Raw genomic sequence first — 24,671 nt, 5'->3', positions numbered from 1 at the left:
GGCGCGGTGGGCAGGGCGATGTTGAGGTGCGCGCTTATCTCGAGTTCGAAGCGGCCGAGGTTCTCTACCCAGTTCGAGTGTTGTCGCATGTTGTGTGGCAGGCCGAGCGGGGGCCTGGCGCTACGTTGTCGCGGTGATCACCGAGGGTGTTTCTTCGGGGTGGCGGGTGTGTTTCTCCGACCCGAACTGCTTCGTACGCATGGTCGTCGGCCGGGGCAGCCGTTCCTGGGGAGCGGAGGAGACACGCCCGAAAGGGGCCATTCGTATACGTTGAGTGATGTCTCCGAGCGCTTGGTGGCTGCTGGTTTCTTGGGACGTTCGCCCCTGGCAGCAAGTGCCGGTTTCTTGATCGGCTTCCTGCTGTAGATCAGGAATCCGAGAGGGGCTGGGGCTGTGGCGTCGGTGGAGCGGACGGCCTATCCGCGTTTCAAGCGGGTCACATCGGCACGGGAACTGACGGAGTTCTTCTCCCTGTCACCGGAGGAGATCGCCTGGGTGGAGGGGCATGCCCGGTGGCCGGGGCACCGGCTGGCACTGGCGGTGCTGCTCAAGTCCCAGGCTCGCCACCATCGGGTGAGGGTGATGGCGGGGGTGAGCCAGGAACGGATGGCGCGTAATGCCCTGGGCCAGCATGGCTGTTGGGGCTGGTGGGGTTCGGCTGAGCCCCCTCTCTGGCTCTTCGTCGGGGCAGGGGTCCGGCGCGGTGGCCTCCAGGGGCCCGGGTGGGGCGAATCACTGGTCCCAGCAGAAGGAGAAGGCGCAGTTGATCAGGGTCTGGTGACGGCGGATGGCGCGGTCGGAGCGGACTTGGAAGTCGGCCCAGCCGAGTTCGTCCTTGATCTGCTTGTAGCTCTGCTCGATCCACGGCCGCAGGCCGTAGAGGCGGACGATCTCGGCGAGGTCGGCCGGCGAGTGTGGGCTGGTGGAGGCGTGGGGTGTGTCGGGGTGGGGCAGGTTGGTGGTCAGGTACCAAGTGGCTTTCTCAGGCAACGTAGCCGGGTCGGTGGTGGCCACGACCAGCCGGCAGGGCGAGTCGGGTCCGTAGCCGCTCAGGCGGGCGTCAGCGGTCCACCAGGTCTCGGTGTGCCCGTCACGGAAGTGACGTTCCACGGGTGTCCAGTCGCTGGGACGTCTGGCATCCTTCCAGACCAGGGCGTGGGCCGCTTCGATGGGGGTGTGTGGTTGGTCGGCCGGAGCCCAGGTGCCGCGGTGCGGCTTGAGCGCGACCACGTAGGCCAGGCGAGCCTCGCGCAGTGCGAGATACCAGTCGTCGCTCACGGAGTAGGCGCAGTCGGCGACCACCGCTCGGCAGCCGAAGCCCGCCTCCTTCCCGCGGGCCGCGAGGTCTGCGGCCAGCTGCGGTTTGGTGCGGAAGGCCGGGTCGGAACGGCCGCGGGTGAAGTGGTGGGCGGGGGTGTAGGGAGTCGCGTGCAGCGGGTAGTACACACGGCCGTCCGTCCACACCGTGGTCACCGTGACGATGCCGTTGTCCGTCTTTCCCAACCGGCCCAGCCACTGCCTGCCGATATGCGCGGTAGCGGTGCCGTCCTTGCGGTCACCGGAGTCGTCGATCACGATGACCCCGCCGTCGTGCGGAGCCGTCGCCGGCTGCTCGCGCAGCAGCTCAAGCCTCCGGTCGTTGACCAACTCGACCTCCCAGGGCGACTCGGACAGGAAAAACTGCAGCCGCTGCACCCCCGGCATCCCCGCACCCGCTACCGGCTCCGCCCCTGCCAGACATGTGATTGTTTTGTTCCGCTCCCGCGGCGCCAGCAGCCCGGTCAGATACTCGCGAAACCCTCGCCGCTGGGCCAGACTGAAGAAGAGGTCGTCGAACCGGGCCGCGTAGTCCTCCAACGGCCCCGGCGGACACGGACGGCGAGCGGTCATCTTCAGCCCCCAGCAAGGCAGTTGACTCCTCCCACCGGCCTACGACCAACCCGAACTGCCGTCAACCCACGCCACCGCCGGATTTAACGAACTACCGGTAGAACCTGAGGGCGAGGGACTCAGCGGGGCTCATGCGAACGCACGGGGATGTTGCACATTCCTTGTGCGGGCAAGGCCCCCGCGCCCAGCCCGCCGTATCAGCCGACCTCCTCGACGTTGCGGCGCGGCCGGGGGGTATCGCGGGTGCGGCCTCGGACCGGGCTGCTGGGGTGACCCTCGGGGGACCGTGGTACGTCCAAGTGGGCAGCCCGCAGAGCCAGGTCGCGGACCGGCTCGGCCTGCACCGGTGTGGCCGGGCGGGCGACTGGGACCGTCACCAGGACGTCGAGGACGGGGCGAGCCGGGGTGCCCAGGCCCGACCAGAGCTTAGCGGCCGGGGGCTCCGCACCCTCGGGCGTCTCGCGGAGCTTCAGAGACAGGGTGTTGCCCTCCGACGGGTCGGGGTACGGCGTCAGATGTTCCGTGGCCACGCACCACTCCAACAGGGTGCCGAGTAGCCGGTGTTCGTCCCGTGGGCTGTGGCCCCACACGGTGAGTGCGTAGCCGAGTCGGAAGTGGCGGGGCGGCCGGTGGTAGGCGACCACGACACCGTGCTCGTCGATGATGCTGGTATCGCCGGAGTGTCGTTGGGCCGTGTCCTCCTCGACGCTGTGTAGAAAGAGGTTCACGCACAGTCCGGAACGGCGGGCGGCCCATTCGGAGTTCGGTGTGTCGAAGACGACCTGTGCGTTGACCCCGTGCAGGGGGCCTTGTCGCAACTCCCTTTCGAGGGTGTCGTCTACCTTCCGGACGATGCTCACTGGTCAGCTCCTGTACGGGTGGTGGGGGAGGGGCGGAGGGGCGCTCACGCGGACTTGTCCGGCTCGGCGTACGGCCCCTTGAGTGGGATCAGTTGGCCTACGACCACGGCGGTGGCGATGCACCTGGCTGCCGGCGGGGCCGGCGTGGAGGGGGTGGAGCTGGCGGACGGGGTGGGAGCGGGGTCGCCGGTCGGGGGCGTCGTTGTGCAGTCGACCCGCAGGGTGAGCTTCTCGTCCTCCTTCAGCGACAGCGGGGCCGGTGGGGTGTAGTCCTTGATGTTGTTGATGCCGGTGCTTTGCAACTGCTGTGCCCCGGCCGTGAGGAAGACCGTTGCGCCCTCGGGCCCCGACGCCGACAGTTGGACGGTCTTGATCTCCAGTCGGTATCCCTTGGCCACCTTGTACGCGGCGGCCGGCTCGTTCTTCCCGGTGTCGGCGGTCAACGAGGTTTGGAACGGCCTCTTCTTCAGCGCACCCGCCGCGTCCTTCTCCTGCTCCGCCTTCTCCTCCGCGTCCTTCTCCTGCTGCTGTTGCTTCTTCGCCTCCTCGGCTTCCTTCTTCTCGGCCTCCCGCACGGCTTCCACCTGTGAGGGGCCCTTGGCGGACTCCGTCTGGGCGCCGGGTTTCTTGCCACCGAGCGGGGAGATCCACACCGCCGCGCACGCGATCGCGACGGTGCTGAGCACGACCAGCGCCTTGAGGGCCGGTTTCGGCAGGAACGGGCGCTGCCGATGGACGTACGAGGTGGTGCATTCCTGTCCCTGCTCCCAGCCGACGCGGACCCCGATCTCCCAAGGGGTCGTGGTGCCGGTGAACGTCGGGCTGACCACCCGCACCCCGAGGCTGACGCGGGCCCGTTCGCCTGCCTTGAGCGTCAGTCGGCTGCGCCGCAACTTCGTGCGCAGCGGTGCCCTTTCGTCCTCAGGTGCCACCCGCAGCCGTACCGCGGTCGTGGCATTGCCGGTGTTCTCCAGTATGACCAGGTTGCTGCTCCACAGCACCCCGAACACTCGGGGCCGCGCCAGCTGAGGCTCGATGTCGTGGAACTCGCCGACGGAGATGACCGCTTCGGGCACGGCTACCACATGAGGGTCCTCCACCGAGGCGACATGCACTGCGAACGTCAGCGGGCCGGGTGCCAGTTCGCTGTCCCGTGGGAGGGTGAGGGGGATGTTGATCTTCTCGTGGTTGCCCGGGTAGATCGGGACCCGGCCGAGGTTCGTCTCGGTGTCCGGCCAGTCAGCGGGCGGTCCGAGCAGCCGCAGCCGGTAGGCGTCCACGATCCGGCTCTCGTTCCACACCCGCAGATGGACGGTGAGCGAGCTGCCAGGCCTGATCACGTCCTCGGGAGCGATCAGTTCCGCCCGTACGCTCATGATGCCTGCCGGCTGACGAACTGGATCTCGGCCATGGCGACGGGCATGCGCGGCTTGAGCCCGGGGTTGACCGCCGCGATCCGCACCTCCAGCGCGGTCACACCGTCGATGCCCAGGTCGAAGCGCTGTGGTCCTGGCTGGTCACCGAGATTGATGGTCTTCTCCACAACCCCCAGATCGGTGGTGGTCGCGGCCACCGTGATCTTCGTCGGTCGACCGGCCTCGAAGAACTGACCGGGCGTTTTCGACGCACCGTTGACGATGACGAAGGAGGTCAGCCGGAACGGTGCCTGGAACGTGGCCGTCCAGTATTCGCCGACCGCGGCCTCGCCGCTGCCCTGCGGCGCCCATGCCTTGTTGTCGACACCGTCGGACGCCAGGTCGGGGCCGAAGCCCTTGGCGGAGCTGGAGGCGGAGACGGACTCCGGCGCGACCATGTGCTGGGCCAGGAAACGGTCCTTGACCAGTGGCACCGCACGCTCCGCGGCGGCAGCGACGCTGCCCATCGAGACCCCGGCGACCAGGCACACCGGAAGCGCGGCGAGCAGGACGTTCCAGCGGCGGTCCCAGTGCCACACCTCGGGCCGTTCCCCATACTCCTGGCGCAGCCGTTCCCGGCGGGTGGGCACCGGTGGCTCGGGCTCCGGGCGCAGCAGGGCGCCGCAGGGATGGCAGTACGTCCGGGACTCCGCGTTGGGTTCCCGGCACTCGGGGCACATCAGGAGGTGTGACAGGTCGATGGGTGGTGTGTGGGCGGCTGCGTGAGTGTGCTCGTACGGTGCGGTCCGCAGGACGAGTTCGCCGGTGATGACCCGGGGGTAGGCGCCGGTGGGCTCGGGCTCGGGCACGGGCGCGGCGTATCCGGGGTAGTCCGACCAGGGCGCTGCGGCCGGGGACGGCTCCAGCACCCTGGCGTCGGCGGGTGGGTCGGGCTCCGGGGGGCCGCTCCACGGCTGGGGCCGCGCCGTCGGCGGGGCGGGTGCCGATGCCGGTTGCGCGAAGAGCGGGTCGGGCCCGGTAGCCGGGGCGGGCTCCGGCCGTACCGCCCGGTTCCGGCCGGTGGTGTCCCACCCCAGATATGCGCCGCACGAGACGCAGAACATCTCGCCCGGGTAGGCCACCACCCCACAACTGGCGCACATGTCCTGCTCGTCGGGCTGATGCCAACCCCGGTGGCCGGACGAGGCAGATCCCATCAGCGGTCACCTCCTGGTGCGTGCGGTGCATTCAGCGGATCTGCGTCGTCCGCCACGACGATCTCGATCGTGACATGGGCGGGGATCCATTCCCGTACGAGTTCCGCCACGTCATCCGCCACCCACGGGCGGTCAGCCGCCGTGCCGTGCGGGAGCAGTACCCGCACGCGGACCCAACTCCCCGACGGCACCGGCACGGAAGGGTCTTCGGGGCCGGCCGAACTGTGCGTACCGCCGGATTCGGTGAGCTCCAACCGCCCGCCCAGTACCTGCCGGATGAGCAGTTCGAGCCCGGTCCGGGTGCCGCGCGGGCCGTGCAGTCGGTGGCCGAGGAGCAGTGCGTTGCGCCGGCCGATGGTCCCCACGCAGGCGGGCAGCGAGGTGTTGGTCCACCCCAGCATCCAGGCGACGACGTCATCGGGTGCGGTGTACGGGTTGAAGTAGGCGTCCAAGCAGTCGAGCGTGGTGATCAGTGGGGCCAGGGCGTCGTCGAAGCCGGCGATGAACCGGTCGGCGAAGTCCCCCTGCCGGTAGCTCTCGGGCAGGATCGCCCGCAGCGACCGGCTGCCGGGCACCAGCGGCGGCAGGGGAGGTGCGGAAGCGGCCGGCGCCGACGGTGCGGGGGGTGGTGACGGCAGTCTTTCCATCGTTGTCTTCGCGTCTTCCCGTTCTCTTTCCGTGTGGACTTCCAGCCACCTAGCGGTTCTTCACGGCCACTTGGTGGCGGAAGGAGAGGAACAGCGTCGCCGAACCGATCTCGATCCGGTCGGTAGGGGCCTGCCGCTCGCCCGTGCCGAGGTCGGCCGGATACATCTGTAGCTTGGCCACCGACTCCACGCCTTCGCAGCGCGCGCTGACCGCGTACAGATCGCTCAGCCGCAGCGCCCGCCCCAGTGGCCAGCCCGAGCGGGGCTCGTCGCCGTGTGCGGACGGCAGCGGACTCAGGCACTCGTACAGCGCGCGCAGCACTCGCTCCCGGACCTCCTGCCGGTCCGCGCCCTTGACCGCCTCCACCTCGGCGACGACCGTCACCCCCTGGTACGCGGGGCCGCTGACGGACACCGACACCCCCAGCGGACGGGCTGCTTCCACGGCTCGGGCGGCACCGGCCAGCAGTGTCTCGGAGGGCAGCAACTCGCGCCAACTGTCCTCGTCGCGCACGTCAGATACCTGAGGAACAATCAAAATCCTTACCAGTCCGGCACGTTCGGGGCCCGCAGGCTCGGCCACGCACTCGATCCGGCCCGCCTCGCGGCAGGCCGCCGCAGCGATCGACTCGTAGTCGCGGGCGGTCACGGCACGGTCCTGCGTGCGCAACCAGTGCCCGGCCCGCCGCCGGACGTTCTCCAGCGACTCGGCGTCCACTCCGCCGGTGGCGGCGCCGCGGTTCGCCACCCGGGAGACCAGCGCGACCGGGGTGCGCAGCACGGTCAGAGTGCCGGCGGCCACATTGCCGGCTCGGCCACCGCCGCGCCGGTAGGAACCCGCCGTGATCCGGGCGCCGATCTCCGGCACCGCACCGTACTGGCGCATCTCCCCGTGCGGCTGCCGCACGGACGGGCCGAACCGCACGGTGCCGCTCACCTCGTCCACCGTCACATGCCGGTCGGTCGGCGAGGAGTCGGCGAACGAGGGGACCGCCCGCCACACCTGCCGACCGCTCTTGCTCTCCACCGACACCGTGCGCAGCGACCCGGCGGCCACCGGGGTGCGGTGGAGCGCGAAGGACTGCCCCGGCGTGCCGTCCGAGACGCCGAGTTCGTCGCGCGGCACGGTCTCGCCCTCCACCGCGTCGGTGGTTCCACCGAGGGTGTACGCCTCCAGGGCGCCCACCGTGGGGGAGGAGGAGTACGCCGGCCGACCGGGCCCGGCCTCTGTGACCCGGCAGCGCAGCCAGCCCGCGCGGCGCCGCCCGATGAGTGAGGCGGTGTGTCCCTCGGGCAGGTGCAGCACGATCTCGCCGGGCCGGTTCAGGCCCCCCGTCTCGTCGCTCTCGACCTCACAGGCCACCCAGCCTTCCCCGCACCATGCCTCCCAGACCCGCGGCGGACGGCGGGGGTCGACACCCACCCCGTCCAACCGGCAGTCCACCCGCAGTGCCACCGCGCAGCGCGGGGCCGCCTGCGACAGGCCGATCAGCAGGGTGTCACCGGGCGCCGGCGGCTGCGCGAAACAGGTCACCGGCTCTCCCGCCAGGAAGCGTTCGGTGACCAACTCGGGCGGCTGCGCGGCCGACGCCGTGCCGATCTGTCGCAGCGCGGTCGAGAAGATCTGCAACTCCCGGTCGACGGTGAAGACATGGGCGGGCGCGCTACCCGTGCGCGGCGTGGCCACCTCGGTCCCCACCGGTACCCAGATGTCGGCTTCCTGCGGTGCCGAGAGGCGGAACGTCAGCTTGGTATAGGCGGCTTGAGGGGCCGTCAGCTGCACGCCCAGGAGATCCAGGAAATCCAGGTGGACCTTCTCGGGGACCCGGTTGAGCCGGTACGACAGTTGGTCGACCATCTGCGCGAACGCCTCGATGAGCGCCACACCCGGGTCGGAGACGTTGTGATCGGTCCACTCCGGGCAACGGCGCTGGATGAACCGCTTGGCGTCGTCGACGAGGTCCTGGAACCTGCGGTCGTCCAGGTGGGGGCTAGGCAGCGACATCGTCTTCCCTCCTCGACGTCCGCGAGGCGTCGAGTTGCTGATCGAGGTGCGCTCCCGCGCCGTCGTGGGCGGGGATCACGTAGAACGGATGGACCAGATTGCGACGGCTGTTGGTGCCGGCCAGGCGGTACCCGACGTGGATGTCCAGGACCTCCTGGTGCTCGGCGGCCTGCACCACGCGCACGTCCTCCACCGCGATCCGCGGCTCCCAGCGCTCCAGGGCCCGCCGTACTTCGTGCGCGATGGCACCGCTGGTGGACGCGTCGAAGGAGCCGAAGACCCGGTCGCGGATGGCGCAGCCGAACTCCGGCCGCATGGGCCGCTCGCCCGGTTCGGTGCCCAGGACGAGCCGGATCGCCTGCTCCACGTCGGCGGAGCCCTCGGCCATCGCCACCCCGCCGGACGGGCTGACACCCAGGGGGAAGGCCCAGCCCCGACCGATGAAGATGTCAGACACGGCGCTCAACCGCCGATCACGACGGTCGGGCAGCCGGCCACGATCATGCCGCCGCAGCCGAGGGTGTCGCCCATCGCCGCGGCCGGCATGCCGCCGATCAACACCTTGCGCGCGGCGACGACCGGAACCGGCGGTATCGGCGGTATGTGGACGGGCCCCAGGCAGGTGGCCAACGCGCCGGCCACGACGGCCGGTTGACCGCCTATCAGGACGTTGGCCGCCATCGGTGGACCTGTCACTACTCCGGCCGCGGCGCCGTGCGCGGTCGGATCCCCTATGCGTGCGGCAGCAGGCATGGTCGTGCACTCCTCTCTGCGAGGGCAACGCCCCCTGGCATAAGGTCAGTTGATCTTTACGAGGGCGGCCGAGATCTCGGCGAGGGCGCTGCCCGAGACCTTCATCTTCGCGGCGGCGCTGAGCTGGACGTCGGTACCAGAAACCTCGACCTTGGTTCCGGAGAGCTGAAGGCCCTGCTGAGCGCTGACCGTGACCTTCTGGCCCTTCAGTTCCAGCGGCGCCTGCCCCGCGTCCACGGTGATGCCGCGCTTGGCGGAGATCTCCACACTGCCGTCGCTGTGCACCGAGATCAGCGTGTTGTGCTGGTCCAACTGGAGCCGGAGCTTGCCGTCGCCGGTGATCAGGGTGGCCCCCATGCCCGGGCTGCCCGCGTCCAGCAGCTCCAGGCGGTGCCCCTCCTTCGAGGCGAACGACCGCCGGTTGGCCTTGCCCTTGCTCTTGTCGACCAAGTCGAGCCGATGTACGGCGAGTTGGTCGACTCCGTTGTAGAGCCCGCCCACCACGTACGGTCGGTCCAGGCAGCCGTCCTCGAAGCCGACCAGCACCTCCTCGCCCACTTCCGGCAGCACGACGCCGTGACCGCCGCTGCCACTGAGCTGCACCGTGCGCGCCCAGTCGCTCTCGTAGTCCGCGTCCAGCCACGGCAGTTGCACCTTGACCCGGCCCCGCCTCTGCTCGTCCTTGATGTCGACGACCTTGCCCGGGTGGAGTCCGTGGAAGCGGCGCAGCCCCGCCTCGCTGTCCCCCGGGCGACCGACGCGGAGCCGGTCTGCCCCCTCATCGACCGTGACGGACGTCAAATAGCCTGATTCCGGGTGGTATTCATGACAGACACCGGTCACGGTGTAGCGCCCCTGGAACCGTGGGCCCAACCCGCCGAGGGCCACCGCGGCCCCGAGCCGCAGCCGCGGCTCGCCCCGGACGACCGCCCGCAGCCGGGTCAGCCCCGCGCTCACCTCCTGCGCCATGGCCTCCGCGACCTGCTCGGCCTCGTGCTGGGTGCCGCGCGGCAGTCCCGCCAGCAACAGCGGTTCCCCGCGTACCGCACCCGGCGTCGCCCGCCACGCCACGTCCCGCCTCGGAGACCCGTCCGGCTTGCGCCGTGCGGTGAAGGGCTCCTTGAGCTCGGGGTCCCAGGTGCGCACCGCCACCTCGGTCACCTGCTCACACAGGGACGCCACGGACGAGACCTGCACCAGGTTCTCGCCGAATTCCAAGGCGTACGGGCTCTGCCGGGACGGGGTGCCCTTCGCCGGCCCGTCCGTGGCTTGTGTCGGCCGGGCGAAGTGTAGCTTGCCTTCCCGGAAAAACAGCTCGCACCCGTTCTCCCGGGCAAGGTGGGCCAGGAAATCCCAGTCGGACATGGCCGGTTGGGACAGGAACGGGTACTTCGGCCCGGTGCGGTCGACGGTTCCAGTGGGCACCCCCGTCAACTTCGCCACCTCCTCGACGATCTCCCCGGCCGACATCTGGTGATAGGCAAGGACCCGCGCGCCGCGCCGCAACCGGTGCGCGTGATCCTCGGCGCGCACCACGGTGAACACCCCGCCGCCCGCCGCCCCGGCCTCCGCCGACGCGCGGGCCTCACAGTCGGTCACCTCGCCCTCGAAGAGGGCGTGCCCGCCGTCCGCGGCAAAGGCGGTCAGCCGCACCGCGCTGCCCAGGTCGATGTCACCCCCGGCCAGGAGCGCGGATCCCTGCGGGCCCCGGAAGCCGAGTTCGGCGGAGGCCGAGGCACGGCCGTTCTCCTCCACGCGCGCCCAGGCGAGGGCGGTGTCACAGGCGGGCGGCAGACGTCGGCCGCTGATCCAGATACCCAGTCCCGTTGTGTGACGTCTAGTCATGTTCGTGCGCAGTCCCCTCGGTTGGGCAGACAGCCAGTCGTTCGACAGTCAGTGATTGTCGGCGGCGCCTGGCAGCAACAGGACCTGACCGGGCTCGATCTTCGATACGTCGGTGATGCCGTTGAGCTCGGCGATCGCACGGTACTGCGTCGACCCGGTGCTGGCGAAGGCGACGGACGGCAGCGAGTCGCCCCGAACGACGACATGGGACCGCCGTGACGAGGGAGAACCAGACGTCGGGTTCTGCCCCGCCGTCGTCATGCCTATCTCCTCCAGGGTGATCTCACACACCGCTCGCAGCGGTACGCCGTCCGCGGAGAAGCGGGTGTACGTCGCCTTGACCCCACCGAGGAACGCGACGAAGGACACCGACTCGAACCCGCCCCAGCGGAACCTGACCCAAGGAGGCGAGGGGCGGTCGTCGAAGCGGCTGCCCTCGGTGGGCGTGCAGCAGCCCAGCAGCGTACTGACCCGAGCGTCCACGGACTTGCCCTTAGTGTCCTTGTCATCGAGCACCACGGACATGGCGAGCACCCGCGGCCGACTGCCGGTGAACTCCGGTACCGACGTGTGCTGCGCCAGCCGGGCGTTGTGCCGCGCCCAGGACACCTCCTTGACCAACGAGAGTTCTGCCGGGTTGAACTGGAACTCGATCTGGTCGGTCAGCCCGCCCGGCCCCGACTGCCCACCGGTTGGCGGCGCATAGATCTCCAGGGTGGCCTTCACCATCTTCTTCTCCGGCATGGCCCCTCCTTCTAGTCCTTCTTGCTCGTGCTGCTCGCTCGTACGTGGGTGCAGGTGAGCTGACACCTGCGGGGATGGGGTGGACTACGCGCCGCCCTGGCGGAAGAAACCGCCGTGGACGAACTCGATCTCCTCCGTGGCGATGCCGGCACTGCCGGCGTCCAACGTCGGCCCCCGCCACGCCACGGGCACTACGTCCCGAAGCTCCCACTTGGCCACTTCCTCGCCGTTGGTGCCCAGGCAGGAGATCTGGCCGGTCAGCCGGTCCGGCCTGCGCACCGATTCCTGGACCCACTGGCACAGGTCCATGGTGGCTGCGGCTACCGGACGGGTCACCACCAACGGCGCATATCTGATGCGGGTGTTGAGGTGCACCGGGGACTCGTTGATACCGCCCTCGACGACCTCGTCCACCTCAACCGACAGAGCCAGCCCGCTGCACCGGGTGAAGAGCCCGAGGTCCTTGCCGTCGATGGTGAGCGAGAACCGGTTCACCGTTATCGCCGTCGGGTCCTTGGCCATGAGGTGCCTGGACCTCCTTTCCGTTGGTTGCGATGGGAGCCTTTAGCGGCCTTCGAGGCCTGTGTCCGTGTGCGGCGCCTTGCATTCCGCTTGGAGGATCCCGGGGGGAATGCCCCAGCCAGGCAGGGTAGTTGGGGCCCCCGTGCTCGCCGTCGGTTCGGAAGCTAGCGTCGAGGAGACGCCCGTGGCACGGCCGCGCGGCTCGGGCGCGTGCGCGCCGATCTGCCGGAAGACGGGGTGACCGGTAGCCGCTCCTTGGTTCTGCCGGCCTTGGGCTGGAGCCCACTGACTTGCCGGCTGCCGTTCCCCTGCCCCTTCCCGTTCCGGCCGTCGGTTGCCCTGGTCCCCGGGAACGGTCCCGGGTTGGGGCGGCGCGAATGGCATCAGGGCCCAGGCGCAGGGCAGCGCATTGGGCATTGAGAGGCGGGCGGCTCCACCATGCTGGACGGTGGTGCGGGTGGTGGACGTGGTGGTTTTGGTGTCGGGACGGCGGTTGGTGTGGGGGTCGGTATGGAGGGGGGCTATGTGGCGAGGAGCTGTGGTGGGGAGAAGGAGAGAAGGGGTTGATGGCTGCCAGGACTTGGGAGCGGAGATCGCGTTGCCCGAAGGTACGTGTTCCCCCGGCCGTGGCATCGAGGGCGCGGGCGGGCTCGCAGAGGCCGCAACGCCCTTGCCCGGCAGGTCGGTCGCTGCCTCAGCGGCAGCGGGGCCGGCCCGCTGACTCCGAGTTTTCGTTGGCACCGGATCCCACGCACTGACGTTGCCCGGTGTCGCCGAGCGCAGCGGTACTGGCTCTTGCCAAGGCGCCTCCGCATACGCGGGCCTTACCACCGGCCAGGAATGCAGCGGTGCCGCTGGCGCACTGGTAAGCGGACGGACGTTCTGCTCTGCCGGCCCCCGGACCTCGCCGTGGGCCGTAGACCGAGGTTGTCGTGCGGCGTGCGGCGAGTCTGTGGGGCCAGGTTCGACGGTAGCCGGGGGCTTCGACGCACGGGACAGCCCCGCTTCAGATCCTCGCGTTGGCTGTGCCGAATGGGTCTGCGGTGGGGTGTCTTGGCTTCCTGCGGACAGGCGTCGATCCGGAGTGATGTCGCCTGTGCCGTCGGTGGCACGCGGGTCGAGTCCGGCCTTGGTGGTGGCCGAGAGGACGTCCTGCCCGACCTGATGAGCCTCGGGTGTGTGCCGATGGCCCGGTCCCGTCCGCTCCTGTGGGCTTGGGACGTGGGCGATGGAGTCGGCGCGCGGGGTGGCGAGCGCCTGACTGGACCCAGACGGCCCGGCTTCAACGAGCCCGGAAGCGGAAGGGGGACGCCCCTCGGTGTGCGGGCCGAGGGCGGGAGTGGTGCGGGCGTCGGCGGGTGCCCGCCCTCGTGTGGCTCGGCCGGCGTTCGCACCGGACGACGGAGCCAGCGGCAGGCCACCCGGGCCGCATGACGCGGGGCTGTGCACGTGGAGGGGCACCGCTGTATGGGCCCCCGCTCCCGACGCGTACGGGGGTGTGGGCGCGGTGGGTTGCGTGCTGTCGCCGTTGACGTGGTGCGGAATGCCGGTGGCCCGGGGGAAAACCGCAGCCTGCGCACGGTCGGTGCCTGGGTGAAGGTGCGTTCCGTGATCGGCCTCCGAACCTCGGGCTTCAGGGGTATCGGTTGAGGAAGGGCGTGCCTGTGGCGCCCGCACGGCGGTCCCGGATGGCGCGCTGCAGTCGTGCCGCCCACCGGGCGCGAGTTGAGGATCGGTGTGCGTGCCATCCGGGTCGCGCCGGGCTTGGGACGGTCGCGTCTGCTGACCAGGGGCATCTTGGGCACGCCCCTGGGACGCCCTGCCATGGACGGCGGGAACGCCGTGGTGCTCGGGCGCGGCAGTCGTGTTGTCCGTGGAGACCGGGTTGTCCTGTTGGCCGTCGGGAACGGAGTCCGCGTCCGGCGCGGTGCGAGTCGTCTCTGAATGCCAGTCAGGTCGCCCGGACTTCTTGGCTAGCGGGAGACGTCGCGCGGCGTTGTCCGCGAGCTCCGGTGTCTGTGGGGGCGCGGCCTGGCCGGCCCGAGGTGCCTTGGACAGGCGGCCGGGAATGGCGGTCTCATCGGCGGCCGAAGCCGCACGTGTCAGGGCCGCGTTCGGGTTCTTGGCCCGAGGGGGTTGGGCTGCGGGTGAGGGACGGTCGATGACGATTTCAGTGGCGCCGGTCACCGGCTCAGACGTGCCGCTCAGGTGCGGGCCCGTGACCGATACGTTGTCGGGCGTGGGCAGGTTCCGGGGCGTGCCGGGATGTTGCTCGGCGCGTACCTGCGCCTGCTCGGCCGGCCGGGGACCGCGGTCGTGCGATGCCGCGGCATCCTGTGCAGGACGTGCCTTCGTCCCGTCAGGGACCGCGCTTCGGGAGTTGTGCGTTCCGGGGTGCTTCGTACGAGGCACCCCGGAACGCGGACCGGAGCGCTGCATGAGGGGAAGCTGCTCCGGGGTCGGGTGCGCGGGCTGATCCGTGTGCAGAGGCACGTGCCGGCCTGCCGCCGGGGCGGGATCGGCCGCGACAGTGGTGGACGACTCCTCGCCGGAGGCGGCCGTATGCCATGCCTGCTCGGGGGAGTGGTTAACTCCTCCAGGGGCCGGATCTGTCGTGGCCGGGACGTGTGACGGGGCGCCCATGGCTGCGGCCTGGCTGTCGACGGCCTGTTCGTCGGGAGCTGTCGGTGCGGCAACGTTGGCCGACGCACGGGGCTGCTGGTCGTCGAGTCGCGGCGCGGCTGCACGCGATTCCCCTCTGGTGGCGGGGGCGTGCAACGGGTGTTGGTCGACGGGCGTGGAGGCGGGAGGGGTCGTGTTGCACGGCTCGGCGACGTCTTGCGACACGTCCGTGCTCGGGGCACTCGGGGAGGTGGGATGTGCGCCCGCTGTACCGGTTGCGGGAACGCCCCTGGGCTCGACTGGTGTTGCGGAGTCCGATGGCGTGGAGCCCTGCGGGTAGGGGGTCATGGGGGTGCTGGCCAGGGCCTCCCGGGTGTCGTCCGTTGATTTCGTAGTGCGGGGTGGGCCAGCAGGGATGCGCTTGCTGACTGTCGGGGCTTGCTCGTGGTCGTTCCGGACGCCAGTGGAAAGTGCGGTGCGGGCGGTACGAGCGAGGTGCTGCTGGGCGCGCACCGGCTTCGACGCGCTCGCACTTGTCGTCTGCTCCGACGCCTGGTCGGGACGTTTGACCGTGTCCAACCGAGCAGGGGGTGCCGCATGACCTCGCGCGGAGGCGGCTTCGGGTGAAATCGGCCCCGGTGCGGTCGGCCGTGGCTGTTGACTGCTTGCCGCGTTGGGCTCGGCTACCGGGCCGGTGGACGCGGCGACGTGCTGGCCCCAGGCATGTGCTTGCTCGACGTGCCCTTCCCCCGTGGATGAGGGGGGCGTGCCGGGAAGGTTGGGGGATGCGGCTCGCTGGGGTGCCCGAGGCGTCGGGCGCGCCGATGCCGTGACCCGCCGCAGCGCCGCGGATGCGGACGCTTCGGTGGGACCCGGGGTGTGGGCCGCTGCCGCAAGGTCGGCAGCAGCCGTTCCAGCCACCGGCTCCTCGACACGGGCTCGGGACGGTTCTTCGGTCCGTACCGCAGCCGGAGCGGAAGCCGCGTCGCGTGCCGGGGAACCGGGCGGGTGTGCGGCCGTCGAGGCGGCTCGGGACAGCGTCAGGCCGGAGGTGGACGGGGCGGCGTCGGGGAACGTTGGCTTGCCGACAACAGCGCTGGGTTCGACTGCCGTCGATTCCGATATCGGTTCCGGCTGCGGGGTGGGCGACAACTGCCGCCCCTCTGACGGCTGTGCCGGCCCGGTCTTGCGATGTCTGCGTAGCCGAGGGGCGAGTGCGGTCCGGGCCCAGCGCATGAGCGGTTGTCGAGTACCCGGAGTCCACACTGTGCCGGCGGTGGGGGAGGGCGAGGACGAAGGAAGAGGAGACGGAGCGGGGTCTACCTCCTCGTGACGTTCAACCAGCTGGTTGGGGAGCGGTGTTGTCGTGACTGATCGTGCAACGCGGTCCGGAACGCGGGGCTCCCCAGACGGGGAGACGAAGGCCGAGGCGCTTGTTGCCTCCTCTCGTTGTGCACCGCGCTCGACGGCCGCGATCGGGGTATCCCTGGGCAGCACCGGGGGGGAGTCGTTATGCCCCGCAGGACGACGGGGCGGACGAGAGTTCTTGCTACTGAGCCGGAACCGACGACGTCGGCCTCGCACGCCCGGCTCCGGTCGACGGTCTGCGGAGCGTAGGGTCGTCGCGGAAGCGGGATCGACTCCGACCTTCCCAGACTCCTCCTCGCGCCGCGGCCGCCAGTACAGTTCGGCTGCGGGACGGCGTGTGCGGAGCCTCGTCGTGTCCCACAGCCCTGCCGTTGCCTGGAGCGCTCTTGGCGGATTGGTGTCGATCAGCGTGGTGAGCTCACCGGCGATCCGGTGGTCGTGCCAGGCGACCAGGTGCTCGGTTGTCCGCCGGACCTCGGTGATCGTGCCCAACTCGCCGGCAATGACTCTATGGATCGGCCCAGGCAGGATCACAGGGGGTGTTGGTTGCTTCGCGGCATCGGCCGTCACCTGGGCTGCGTGCACCGTGCCGGTGTCGGCCGGCGCGGCCGTGGCGCGGGCCCCGCCCGTAGCCCAGTCGGTCGACCGGAAGATCCGGTACGGCATCGTCCTCAAGTCCCCTCTGCAAGGCGTTGGTTGATGGTGGCGATCTGGCTGAGGTAGCCGCGCCGTTCGACGTGGTCCAGGTCGAGCAACTCGCCGTGTGGCCAGTGGAAGTGGTAGGCGATGTACGCGATCTCGGAGCGCAGGTCCTTAGCCGCGTACGTTGTCATTCCCCCAGGCGGCTCCCCATGTCCACGTCGAACTCGTGGTGGCACTCGGGGCACACCGTTGACGCGAGCGATGTGCCATCGGTGTTGATCTTGCTGTAGAACTTCTGCAGGAAGGCGAGGTCCACTGCGAAGAACCGTTCGACGATGTCGGCGTCGACGTTCGTCAGCGCGCCGAGACGGGTGATCAGTCGGCCCAACAGCACCACTGACAGATAGGCCGGGTTCTCGCGGACCCGCATGTCGCTGAGCGGGATGAGTTCGTCGCGGGCCGTCGAGAGGCGCATGGTGCCCTCGCGATGGACCACTCCCTGCTTGTCCACGTAGCCGCGTGGCAGGGTGAAAGGAAATTCCATGCGGAGGGGCGCAGGGTTGTGCTCGGGTCCTGCGCCCCCGCCCACGGGCGTGGGCGCGTTGGCCGAGAGTCCTGACGGGGATGGTGTCTGCGGCCCTTCAGCCACGCGCCCGCGCCTCACGAGATCTTGACCTCGTCGCACTCAAGGATGAACGTCTCGTCCACCGGGTTCTCGTTGGTGACGTCGAGGTCGCCGGGCGTCCAGGAGCTCACCCATGCGCCGACCAGGTTGACGGTGATCTTGTCGCTGCCCTTGTCGGCCGGGGCGAACACGATGCTGGCGTTCACCTTCTCGCAGTTGGCCGGGTCCGTCGCCGCGTTCTTCAGCCAAGCGGTGAGCTTGTCGCTCTTCGCCATCCCCCGAACGAGCGTGATGCTCGGAGGAGTCAGGTTGCCGGCATACTTCTGCGTCTTGATCTGGCCCTGGCCGTTCGTGGTCTTCACGAGGACGGGCTCGACCCGAATCTGCAACCCCGAGACCCGCTTGAGAGTTTCGAGCTGGACGCCGTCCATCTGGAACGTAAAGGAACCGGTCCGGAAGATGTGACCGTTGTTCTCAGCGGGCATGGAAATTACTCTCGCTTTCTGTCAGGGATTGGTTGGGCGTAAGGTGGACTACTCGCCGGCGGAACCCGACGCCGAATCCTGCGCGATGCGGAACACCACGAACTCGGCCGGCTTCACGGGCGCCACACCGATCTCGCAGATGATCTGCCCCGCGTCGATGACCTCGGGCGGGTTGGTCTCCGCATCACACTTGACGTAGAAGGCCTCTTCCGGCGTGCTGCCGAAGAGGGCACCGCTGCGCCATTCGTTGGTGAGGAACGCGGTAATGTTGCGACGCACCGTGGCCCACAGTCGCTCGTCATTGGGTTCGAAGACCACCCACTGCGAGCCGAGGTAGACCGACTCCTCCAGGTAGTTGAAGAGGCGTCGGACGTTCAGGTAACGCCAGGCCGGATCGCTGGACAGGGTGCGCGCGCCCCACACGCGGATGCCGCGCCCGGGGAAGCTGCGGATGCAGTTGACGCCCGCGGGGTTGAGCTGTTCCTGCTCGCCTTTGGTGACCTGGACGCCCAAGTCGAGGGCACCGCGCACGACCTCGTTGGCCGGAGCCTTGTGCACGCCGCGGGCCTCGTCGTTCCGGGCCCACAGTCCCGCGACATGGCCGGACGGAGGCATCAGGAAGCCCTTGCCGGAGACCGGGTCGGCGACCTGGACCCACGGGTAGTACAGGGCGGCGTACTTGGAGTCGAAGCCCGCTGCGTTCTGGCGCCACTCGTACACCTCGGACGGGCCCATGGCCGGCAGAGGGTCGAGGATGGCCATCCGGTTGGCCATGTTCTCGCAGTGGTTGATCATGGCCAGCTGGATGGCCTTGACCTGCTCGCGGCTGACCGCACCGCGCTGGTACCCCGCCATCAGGTCGGGGGCGACGACCATAGTCACGTCGTCGATGGCCTCCAGGCCCGAAAGCCCCGAGCGGTCGTTGACCTTGCCGACGTAGCGGCCGACCACGTCCTGGGTGGCGACCTCCGCCGCGGCGGGTCCGGCGGGCAGCGCCAGGGTGGTGGAGTCGGGAAGCGCCAACGCTGCGCCGGTGGTCTTGGCCTCGTCCACGGTCACGAACTTGGAGCGTTCCTTGACCTGGGTCACCACGTAGACGGGCGACGCCTTGTCGGTGGAGACGTCGAAGGTCTCGGCGATCGTGCCGTCCACCTTCACCGCGAAGGTGAAGAGATCGCCGGCGTCGGTGTCCGGTGCGCCGTCGTCACCGTCCTTGGATGCCACCTTCGGCTTGTCCGCGGCGCTCGTCGTCCCCGCGGTCCGCTTGGTCTTGGGGTCGGCCGGCTTGCGCTGCACATCGATCGAGAGATTGCGTCCGGCGGCGGCCGGCAGGGCTGCCACCCGGAAACCGCCAAGCACTTGGGCGGGGGCGGCGCTCACGGATGCGGAGCCCTCGACGGCGTCGCCGCCCGCCGACTGACTGCCGATCCGCACGACGTAACAGGTGCCACCGCCATTGGCGAAGTAGCCGTAGACGGAGTGCGCCAGATAGCAGTCTTCCTGGAAGTCACCGAAATTCTTGGCGAACTGGCTCCAGTTGGTGATGCGAACAGGCTCGTTGAGAGGTCCCTGTTCGGCGAAGCCGACGAACGCGGCGACCGCAGTGGCCACGCCTTCCACCGGCCGGGAGCCGCCTTCGGTCTCTTCAACAAACACACCTGGAGACAGATAGGTAGCCATCCAGCGCTCCTTCTCGTGAGTTGTCCCGATGGGGAATCGATATCGCGTCCCGCGCATTCCTCGGGCCCCTCCGGAAATCTTCCGTAAGGAAAAGGGGAGTGCAGGTCATCCGCCAGTGATGGAGAATAGATGCCTCTTGCCGTGCGGCTGGCCCATTGCCGGGCTCGAGTAGCGGATTCTGTTGAGAATCATTGTTGCTGCGTCAGCGCCGTGTCAATCGAATGTGGCATTCCTACGAGATCCCCAGGCATTTGTCATCCCTGGTCCCCGGCCGATCCACTTTTGGCCGCCAGGGAAGGATGTGATACGGAAAGACCGCGGTGGCGCGCCCCCGGCTACGTCGGCTACGAGGAGAGTGGCCAGCTCACCGAGGCGGTCCGCCGCCGGCCGTACAACGTGGTGCTGCTGGACGAGGTGGAGAAGGTGCACCACGAGGTCTTCGACGTCCTGCTCCAGGTGTTGGACGACGGGTGTCTCACGGACGGCCAGTGCTGCACCGTCGACTTCCGCAACACCATCCTCATCCTCACTTCCAACCTCGGCTCGAACTTCCCGATGGGCCCGTTGCTGAAGGAGGAGCAGAAGAAGGAGAAGGTGCTTCAGACCATTCGTTCGGCCTTCCGCCCCGAGTTCCTCTACCGCCTCGACGACCTGGTGTCCTTTCACCCGCTGGGCACGGACTAGCTCCAGCGGATCGCCCGGATCCAGCTGGATCACCTCCAGCGCCGCCTGGTCGACCGCCGACTCACCCTGGACGTTCATCGACCGCGCCCTGAGCTGGCTCGTGGAGAACGGCAACGAGCCGGCGTATGAAGCCCGTCCGTTGCGCCGCCTGATCCAGACGGCGGTCGGTGACAGTCTCGCCTGCGCCATCCTCGCCAGACAGATCGGCGGGGCGACACTGTGCATCGTGACTCCCAGGGTGGTGAATTGCAGCTCCGCGCGGATGCGTTCCGCTCCTCATGGGTGGGTCCCCGCGCATCGGGCAGCGAAGAACGGGGAACGTCCTAGACCCAGATGGCGCGATCGTCGGGTGTGTCCCGATCGCCCGCTGTCGAGTGCGGACCGGTCAGTGCGCTGGGCGCGGCGTATGTGATCGGTACTGAGGTGAAGACGTCTTGGAAGTCTTGGAGCTTGGCAGTAGCGCCGTCGGAGCTGGACCATCCCAGCCCGTCCATGGTGAGTTCTTTGTGTGCCTGACCTCGCGCCCAGGCAGCCAGTGCGCGCGGGCGCTTGTCCCAGTCGATCCGCACGCGGAGGTCGGCATGAGTGTCGATGACCGTGGCGCCCTCGGGATAGGTGAAGTTGTCAGAGCGCTCGTGTCCGCTGCTGTGGCTGAAGCCCGTTGTGGTCTCCCGTTTGTATGCGACTCCGGTGTTCGCGTTGCCGCCGGGAAGCCCGAGGCCCATCTGGGTGCCGGCGGTGCCGGTAGCGGAGAAGGTGGGGCCGGTGGTCCGACCGTGAGACTGCGTGAGACCGCTGTTCGAGCTCCAGGCGTGTCCCATGCCGGCCTTCGCCAGGTCGGTGACACGGGAGGGTTGTTCCGCCAGGTCCAGTGAAACCCGGATTCGGCACCGGTAGCTCCATGTGGCGCTGCTGCCCTCCAGTACGGGCAGTACATATTCGCCGGCGCCAACGAAGCGTGCAACCTTTGCTGCTAGCCGATCCGGCGCCAACTCCTCCGCAAGCAAGGCGTAGTTGACCTCCTTCGCCTGGAGGGCCTCCGGGAGAGCGGCATGGATCATCTCGAAGAGGGTGGGCACAACTCCCAGATGTAGCACCACGCTTCCAGGCGGCAACGGCCGCCCCTTTGCCGCCACCGCCTGGGCTCCCTTCCCACGGAGTGCCTCGTGCCGTGTCTGGTGGTTGCGCCGGCGGATCTTCTCCTGCTGACGGACGAACAGCCCGCCGACCACGTCAGGGGACGCCGGCTTTTGGGCATGCGAGAGCCAAGTTGTTGGAGGGGTGGCCGTGGCAGGCCGTACGGGCTGCCGGCCATTCTGGAATCGCCGGATTATCTGTACTGGTTCGCTCTGGGGCATGGGTACCGCCATACGATCGCTAACAGGACGTCAGAGATAGCTGTATCAGGTGGGATTTGTCCTTGTCGTCGGGCAAAAGTTGACTGAGATGCGCTGCCTGGCGTCTCGCGGGGTACTTCTGCCTGACGGCCAAGGGCAGGAACCCTGGCCACTCCCGGGGAAGCTATTGCCGTGCCGCATCGCAGCAGGACTGGCTCACCACAGCGGCCGGACGCACACCGGGGGAGTCGCACGGCGCCGGGGCTATGCCAACCCGGAGCGATAGGTGGTACGGACGGCCTGCACTCTGTTCTCGGCGCCGGGCTGGACTGGGATGTGGGACACGTGTCCCTTGACCGCCCCTCGGTCGTGCCAGTTCCTCGGCGATGGCCGCGTGGGACAGTCCTGTGCCCAGCAGTTGCAGTGTGTAGCGCTGGCGCTCGCTGAGGGCGGTGGTCGTGCCCGGTCCGGGCCGTCGCACGGTGGTCGCAGGGAGCGCGTCACCGTGTCGATAACGTGGCGGGTGACGGCCGGTGTCTGCCAATGCTACGGCGCCGCATGCCGTTGATGCCTTCCCGCTGTCTGCGGATGAGTCCACGCCGGCGAGGAGTTCCTCGTGCACGGCATCGTTATCAGCAATAGCAACCAGCTGCTCACCAACTCGCACAGCGACATGGCCATGCCCCAGGCCGAGATCGTCGGCCCAGTGGCCCCGCACTCCGGCGAGGTCATCAACCGCCGGGCACGGCAAGGGCGTGTGGCAGGACCTGTCCGTGAGGCAGGCAACCCCTACCACCCCGACGTTCTGTACAAGGTCTCGAAGGATGCCAAGCTCGGTTCGTTCCTGCCGTTGAACCTTGCGGTCTTCGGCGACAATGGTGTCGAGTTGACGAAGTCAGCCTGCACCCCCCCGTGGTCGAGGCGAAGAAGTAACCGGCCCGAAAACAGGCGAGTCGGTATGCATCACCCACAGTCATAACCGCTACGGCAGTTGGGCAGCCACTCCCCGATGAGCGCACCTGCTGTTCTCCAACGACGCCGTCGACCTGATTCACCTGACCAGCCGAGCTGCCCTGCTCGGTCAACAACATCGCCTTGCAATCCCTCATCGCGGTGTTCGCCGACGAGATGAGCATCGTGGACGAGTCGTCCACCCGCCTCGCCATCACCGAGACGCACGCGACAGAGTGACGACGAAAAAACGACACCACGTTCACGACGCCCCCGGCGGCCTGACGGCTGCCGGGGTGTTTCACCTTGCCCCATCGACAACCAGCACGTCGCCTTCATGCACCTCTTCAGCGTCGCTCAACAGCTGACCCGGATCATCGACTTCGCCCTGGTGGACGCAATGCCTGCGGTGCGTCGCCGTGAACGGCAACCACTAGCGGTGGGAGACGGGGCTCGGCCCCGCGCAGTCGTTACGGGGGATTTGCGCGGGGCCGATGACGGACGCCAGAACCAGGTTGCAGTACATAGTCTGCCCACGGTGGCCGTCTCCACTGATGGAGCCTCGCCTTGTTGCCGCCAGGTAGAGGCGAAGGTCCCGGCTGGGCGCAGCTGATGACGTGGCACCGTGGAACAGGGTCACAAGTGGCTTCGGAAAATTGATGCAGATTCAGGGGGCATCGGCTTGCAGGACCTTTGGCCCTGGAGGGTTGGCCTTTCGGCTGGGTTTGATCGTGGTTATCAGGTGCCCGCAGGTGATCGAGCGGGCATGTCCACCCACGCTTGGAGGAACGATGACTTCGATGAGCCGCAGGTCCGAGGGCGGCGTTTCGCGGCGTTCACTTGTTGCTGCAGCAGCGGGCGTTGCTGCAGGAACGTTCGCGGCGACACCCGCCGCAGCTGCCGGTGCCAGGCGCGGTGTGGCGACCTCTGTGTTGGAGACTGCTGGGCTACCGATGGAGCCCAGGCGTACAGCACCGTTTTCGCTGATCGGTGTTACCTGGCCGGATTCCCGCCAGTCGATGGGCGTTGGGCTTCAGGCGCGCACCCGCTCCCTGCGTGGCGTCTGGAGCGGGTGGCAGGATTTGTCTGGCCTGGACCACAGGCCTGACTCCGGTGGACATCGGGGCGGTACGGAACCTCTATGGACCGGACCGAGCGACGGCGTTCAGTTCCGTGCCCAGTCCAGCTTGTCGAGTGCCCATCTGCCTGCGGGTCTGACCACCGCGTTGGTTGATCCTGGGGCAAGCCCGGCTCAGGTCACTCCCGGCCCAGGTATGGGACGCGGGAATCCGCCGCAACTCGTGGATCGCGCCGGCTGGGGAGCAGATGAAGGCATGGTGCAGGACCCGCCGGAGTACATGGCGGACGCCAAGGCCATCTTCGTCCACCATACTGCCGGTATCAACGACTACACGCCCGCCGATTCCCCCGCGATAGTGCGCAGCATTTTCCTCTATCACGTACAGGAGTTGGGCTGGAACGACGTGGGATACAACTTCTTCGTGGACAAATTCGGCACGCTCTTCGAGGGCCGAGCTGGCGGTATCGACCGTGCGGTCCGTGCCGCGCACACCTATGGCTTCAACACGAACACCAGCAGCATTTCGCTGCTGGGCAACACTGAGGACATGACGGTCGACGCAGTCGCCAAGGCCGCAATCGCTCACCTGGCCGGATGGAAAATGCGCCACCACGGTCACATCCCTGACAGTCAAGTTGTCCTGCCGGCTGCGGCCCAAGGCGGCAACTATCAGGGCGACACATGGGAGATCGGCGACGAGATCACCTTCCATCGCATTCCCGGCCACCGCGACGGCTTCAATACCCTGTGCCCCGGCGCGCACCTCGATCTGGTCTTGCCTGAAATCCGCCGGCTTGCCGCATAGGGAAGAGCAGCACCGGCCCACGCCGGTAGCGCGGACAGCGCCCGCACCCTTCGACGGAGAGGACTCTTTCCAACCCCCTTTCACAACAGTGAGCTGCCCCGAGTTTCGTAGAGTCCGGCGGTGTTGTTTCAGGCGGACTGCGGGGTTTGCTCCTGGCTCCGCCGGAAGTCTCGTTCGTACTCGCTGGGCGGTACGTAGTCGAGTGCGGAGTGGAGACGTTCTTCGTTGTACCACGTGACCCACTGGAAGACCGCTCGCTCGACCTCGTCGCCGTCCTTCCAGGGGCCCTGCATCTCGATCAGCTCGGCCTTGAAGGTGCCGTTCAGCGCCTCGGCCATCGCGTTGTCATAGCTATCCGCGACGGAGCCGACGGACGCGGAGGCGCCGATGTCGGCGAGCCGGTCGGCATAGCGAATTGACACGTATTGCCTGGGTTCAACCAGTCGTTGCAACACTCCTGATCAGAGGGGTGTGCTGTGGGACGGCCAGCGGGTTGGATGACGGAGTTGACAGGGCGGTCGCCGATGAAGTCGCCGGGGCGGCCCTCGACGCG

Annotated in this window: 19 protein-coding genes and 2 pseudogenes; 4 read left to right on the top strand and 17 right to left on the bottom strand. The window is 68.6% G+C overall.

What is annotated here, in order from left to right; genetic code table 11:
• Positions 1-393: 393 nt before the first annotated feature.
• Positions 394-498, top strand: a pseudogene (locus ACLJT4_RS39875) (hypothetical protein); the annotation flags it as partial.
• 234 nt (positions 499-732) lie between these two features.
• Here the strand turns inward: ACLJT4_RS39875 and ACLJT4_RS39870 are convergent.
• The 15 genes from ACLJT4_RS39870 to ACLJT4_RS39800 all read right to left on the bottom strand — a co-directional run bounded on the left by ACLJT4_RS39870 (position 733) and on the right by ACLJT4_RS39800 (position 19,260).
• Entirely contained in the window at positions 733-1,890 is a 1,158-nt protein-coding gene (locus ACLJT4_RS39870; RefSeq protein ID WP_411129954.1) for an IS701 family transposase, read from the bottom strand.
• Positions 1,891-2,087: 197 nt separating this feature from the next.
• Positions 2,088-2,750 (bottom strand): DUF4255 domain-containing protein, encoded by a 663-nt coding sequence (locus ACLJT4_RS39865; RefSeq protein ID WP_411129953.1) that lies wholly within the window; start codon positions 2,748-2,750, stop codon positions 2,088-2,090.
• A 44-nt stretch (positions 2,751-2,794) separates the two neighbouring features.
• Complete coding sequence (locus ACLJT4_RS39860; RefSeq protein WP_411129952.1) at positions 2,795-4,126, bottom strand: hypothetical protein; 1,332 nt, start codon at positions 4,124-4,126, stop codon at positions 2,795-2,797.
• Positions 4,123-5,322, bottom strand: a complete 1,200-nt coding sequence (locus ACLJT4_RS39855) for an NADase-type glycan-binding domain-containing protein (RefSeq protein WP_411129951.1) — start codon at positions 5,320-5,322, stop codon at positions 4,123-4,125. The genes ACLJT4_RS39860 and ACLJT4_RS39855 overlap by 4 nt, the downstream gene beginning before the upstream one ends.
• A complete protein-coding gene (locus ACLJT4_RS39850; protein ID WP_411129950.1) occupies positions 5,322-5,969 on the bottom strand; it encodes a hypothetical protein in 648 nt (215 codons plus the stop codon). Before ACLJT4_RS39850 ends, ACLJT4_RS39855 begins: the two co-directional genes overlap by 1 nt.
• A gap of 49 nt (positions 5,970-6,018) precedes the next feature.
• On the bottom strand, positions 6,019-7,974 hold the full coding sequence (locus tag ACLJT4_RS39845) for a putative baseplate assembly protein (RefSeq protein WP_411129949.1): 1,956 nt from the start codon (positions 7,972-7,974) through the stop codon (positions 6,019-6,021).
• Positions 7,961-8,431 (bottom strand): GPW/gp25 family protein, encoded by a 471-nt coding sequence (locus ACLJT4_RS39840; protein ID WP_411129948.1) that lies wholly within the window; start codon positions 8,429-8,431, stop codon positions 7,961-7,963. The genes ACLJT4_RS39845 and ACLJT4_RS39840 overlap by 14 nt, the downstream gene beginning before the upstream one ends.
• A 5-nt stretch (positions 8,432-8,436) precedes the next feature.
• Positions 8,437-8,727, bottom strand: a complete 291-nt coding sequence (locus tag ACLJT4_RS39835; protein WP_411129947.1) for a PAAR domain-containing protein — start codon at positions 8,725-8,727, stop codon at positions 8,437-8,439.
• Positions 8,728-8,772: 45 nt separating this feature from the next.
• Positions 8,773-10,572, bottom strand: coding sequence for a VgrG-related protein (locus ACLJT4_RS39830; protein WP_411129946.1), 1,800 nt, complete (start codon positions 10,570-10,572; stop codon positions 8,773-8,775).
• Between the two features lie 48 nt (positions 10,573-10,620).
• A complete protein-coding gene (locus ACLJT4_RS39825; protein WP_411129945.1) occupies positions 10,621-11,316 on the bottom strand; it encodes a LysM peptidoglycan-binding domain-containing protein in 696 nt (231 codons plus the stop codon).
• Between the two features lie 84 nt (positions 11,317-11,400).
• Complete coding sequence (locus ACLJT4_RS39820) at positions 11,401-11,838, bottom strand: phage tail protein (protein ID WP_411129944.1); 438 nt, start codon at positions 11,836-11,838, stop codon at positions 11,401-11,403.
• A gap of 4,661 nt (positions 11,839-16,499) precedes the next feature.
• Entirely contained in the window at positions 16,500-16,661 is a 162-nt protein-coding gene (locus ACLJT4_RS39815; RefSeq protein WP_411129943.1) for a DUF6760 family protein, read from the bottom strand.
• Positions 16,658-17,014, bottom strand: coding sequence for a hypothetical protein (locus ACLJT4_RS39810; protein ID WP_411129942.1), 357 nt, complete (start codon positions 17,012-17,014; stop codon positions 16,658-16,660). Before ACLJT4_RS39810 ends, ACLJT4_RS39815 begins: the two co-directional genes overlap by 4 nt.
• 116 nt (positions 17,015-17,130) lie before the next feature.
• Positions 17,131-17,580: a phage tail protein gene (locus ACLJT4_RS39805; RefSeq protein WP_411129941.1), complete on the bottom strand. Its 450-nt coding sequence runs from the start codon at positions 17,578-17,580 to the stop codon at positions 17,131-17,133.
• 48 nt (positions 17,581-17,628) lie between these two features.
• Positions 17,629-19,260, bottom strand: a complete 1,632-nt coding sequence (locus ACLJT4_RS39800; protein WP_411129940.1) for a phage tail sheath family protein — start codon at positions 19,258-19,260, stop codon at positions 17,629-17,631.
• 330 nt (positions 19,261-19,590) lie between these two features.
• Between ACLJT4_RS39800 and ACLJT4_RS39795 the strand changes: the two are divergent.
• A pseudogene (locus ACLJT4_RS39795) lies at positions 19,591-20,149 on the top strand (AAA family ATPase); the annotation flags it as partial.
• A gap of 118 nt (positions 20,150-20,267) precedes the next feature.
• Here the strand turns inward: ACLJT4_RS39795 and ACLJT4_RS39790 are convergent.
• Positions 20,268-21,005: a hypothetical protein gene (locus ACLJT4_RS39790; RefSeq protein ID WP_411129939.1), complete on the bottom strand. Its 738-nt coding sequence runs from the start codon at positions 21,003-21,005 to the stop codon at positions 20,268-20,270.
• Between the two features lie 892 nt (positions 21,006-21,897).
• Here ACLJT4_RS39790 and ACLJT4_RS39785 point away from each other — a divergent pair.
• Both ACLJT4_RS39785 and ACLJT4_RS39780 read left to right on the top strand, forming a co-directional pair.
• Positions 21,898-22,260 carry a hypothetical protein gene (locus ACLJT4_RS39785; protein WP_411129938.1) on the top strand — a complete coding sequence of 121 codons (363 nt, stop codon included), beginning with the start codon at positions 21,898-21,900 and terminating at the stop codon, positions 22,258-22,260.
• A 1,306-nt stretch (positions 22,261-23,566) separates the two neighbouring features.
• Positions 23,567-24,118, top strand: a complete 552-nt coding sequence (locus ACLJT4_RS39780; RefSeq protein ID WP_411129937.1) for an N-acetylmuramoyl-L-alanine amidase — start codon at positions 23,567-23,569, stop codon at positions 24,116-24,118.
• 128 nt (positions 24,119-24,246) lie between these two features.
• Here ACLJT4_RS39780 and ACLJT4_RS39775 read toward each other — a convergent pair whose 3' ends face one another.
• Positions 24,247-24,540: an integrase core domain-containing protein gene (locus tag ACLJT4_RS39775; RefSeq protein WP_411129936.1), complete on the bottom strand. Its 294-nt coding sequence runs from the start codon at positions 24,538-24,540 to the stop codon at positions 24,247-24,249.
• Between the last annotated feature and the right edge of the window lie 131 nt (positions 24,541-24,671).

The sequence above is a fragment of the Streptomyces sp. x-19 genome (assembly GCF_046549115.1).
Taxonomy (GTDB): Bacteria; Actinomycetota; Actinomycetes; order Streptomycetales; family Streptomycetaceae; genus Streptomyces; species Streptomyces albulus_C.
The sequence above is the reverse complement of the archived record's forward strand: the minus strand, read 5'-3'. Positions and strand labels throughout refer to the sequence as shown.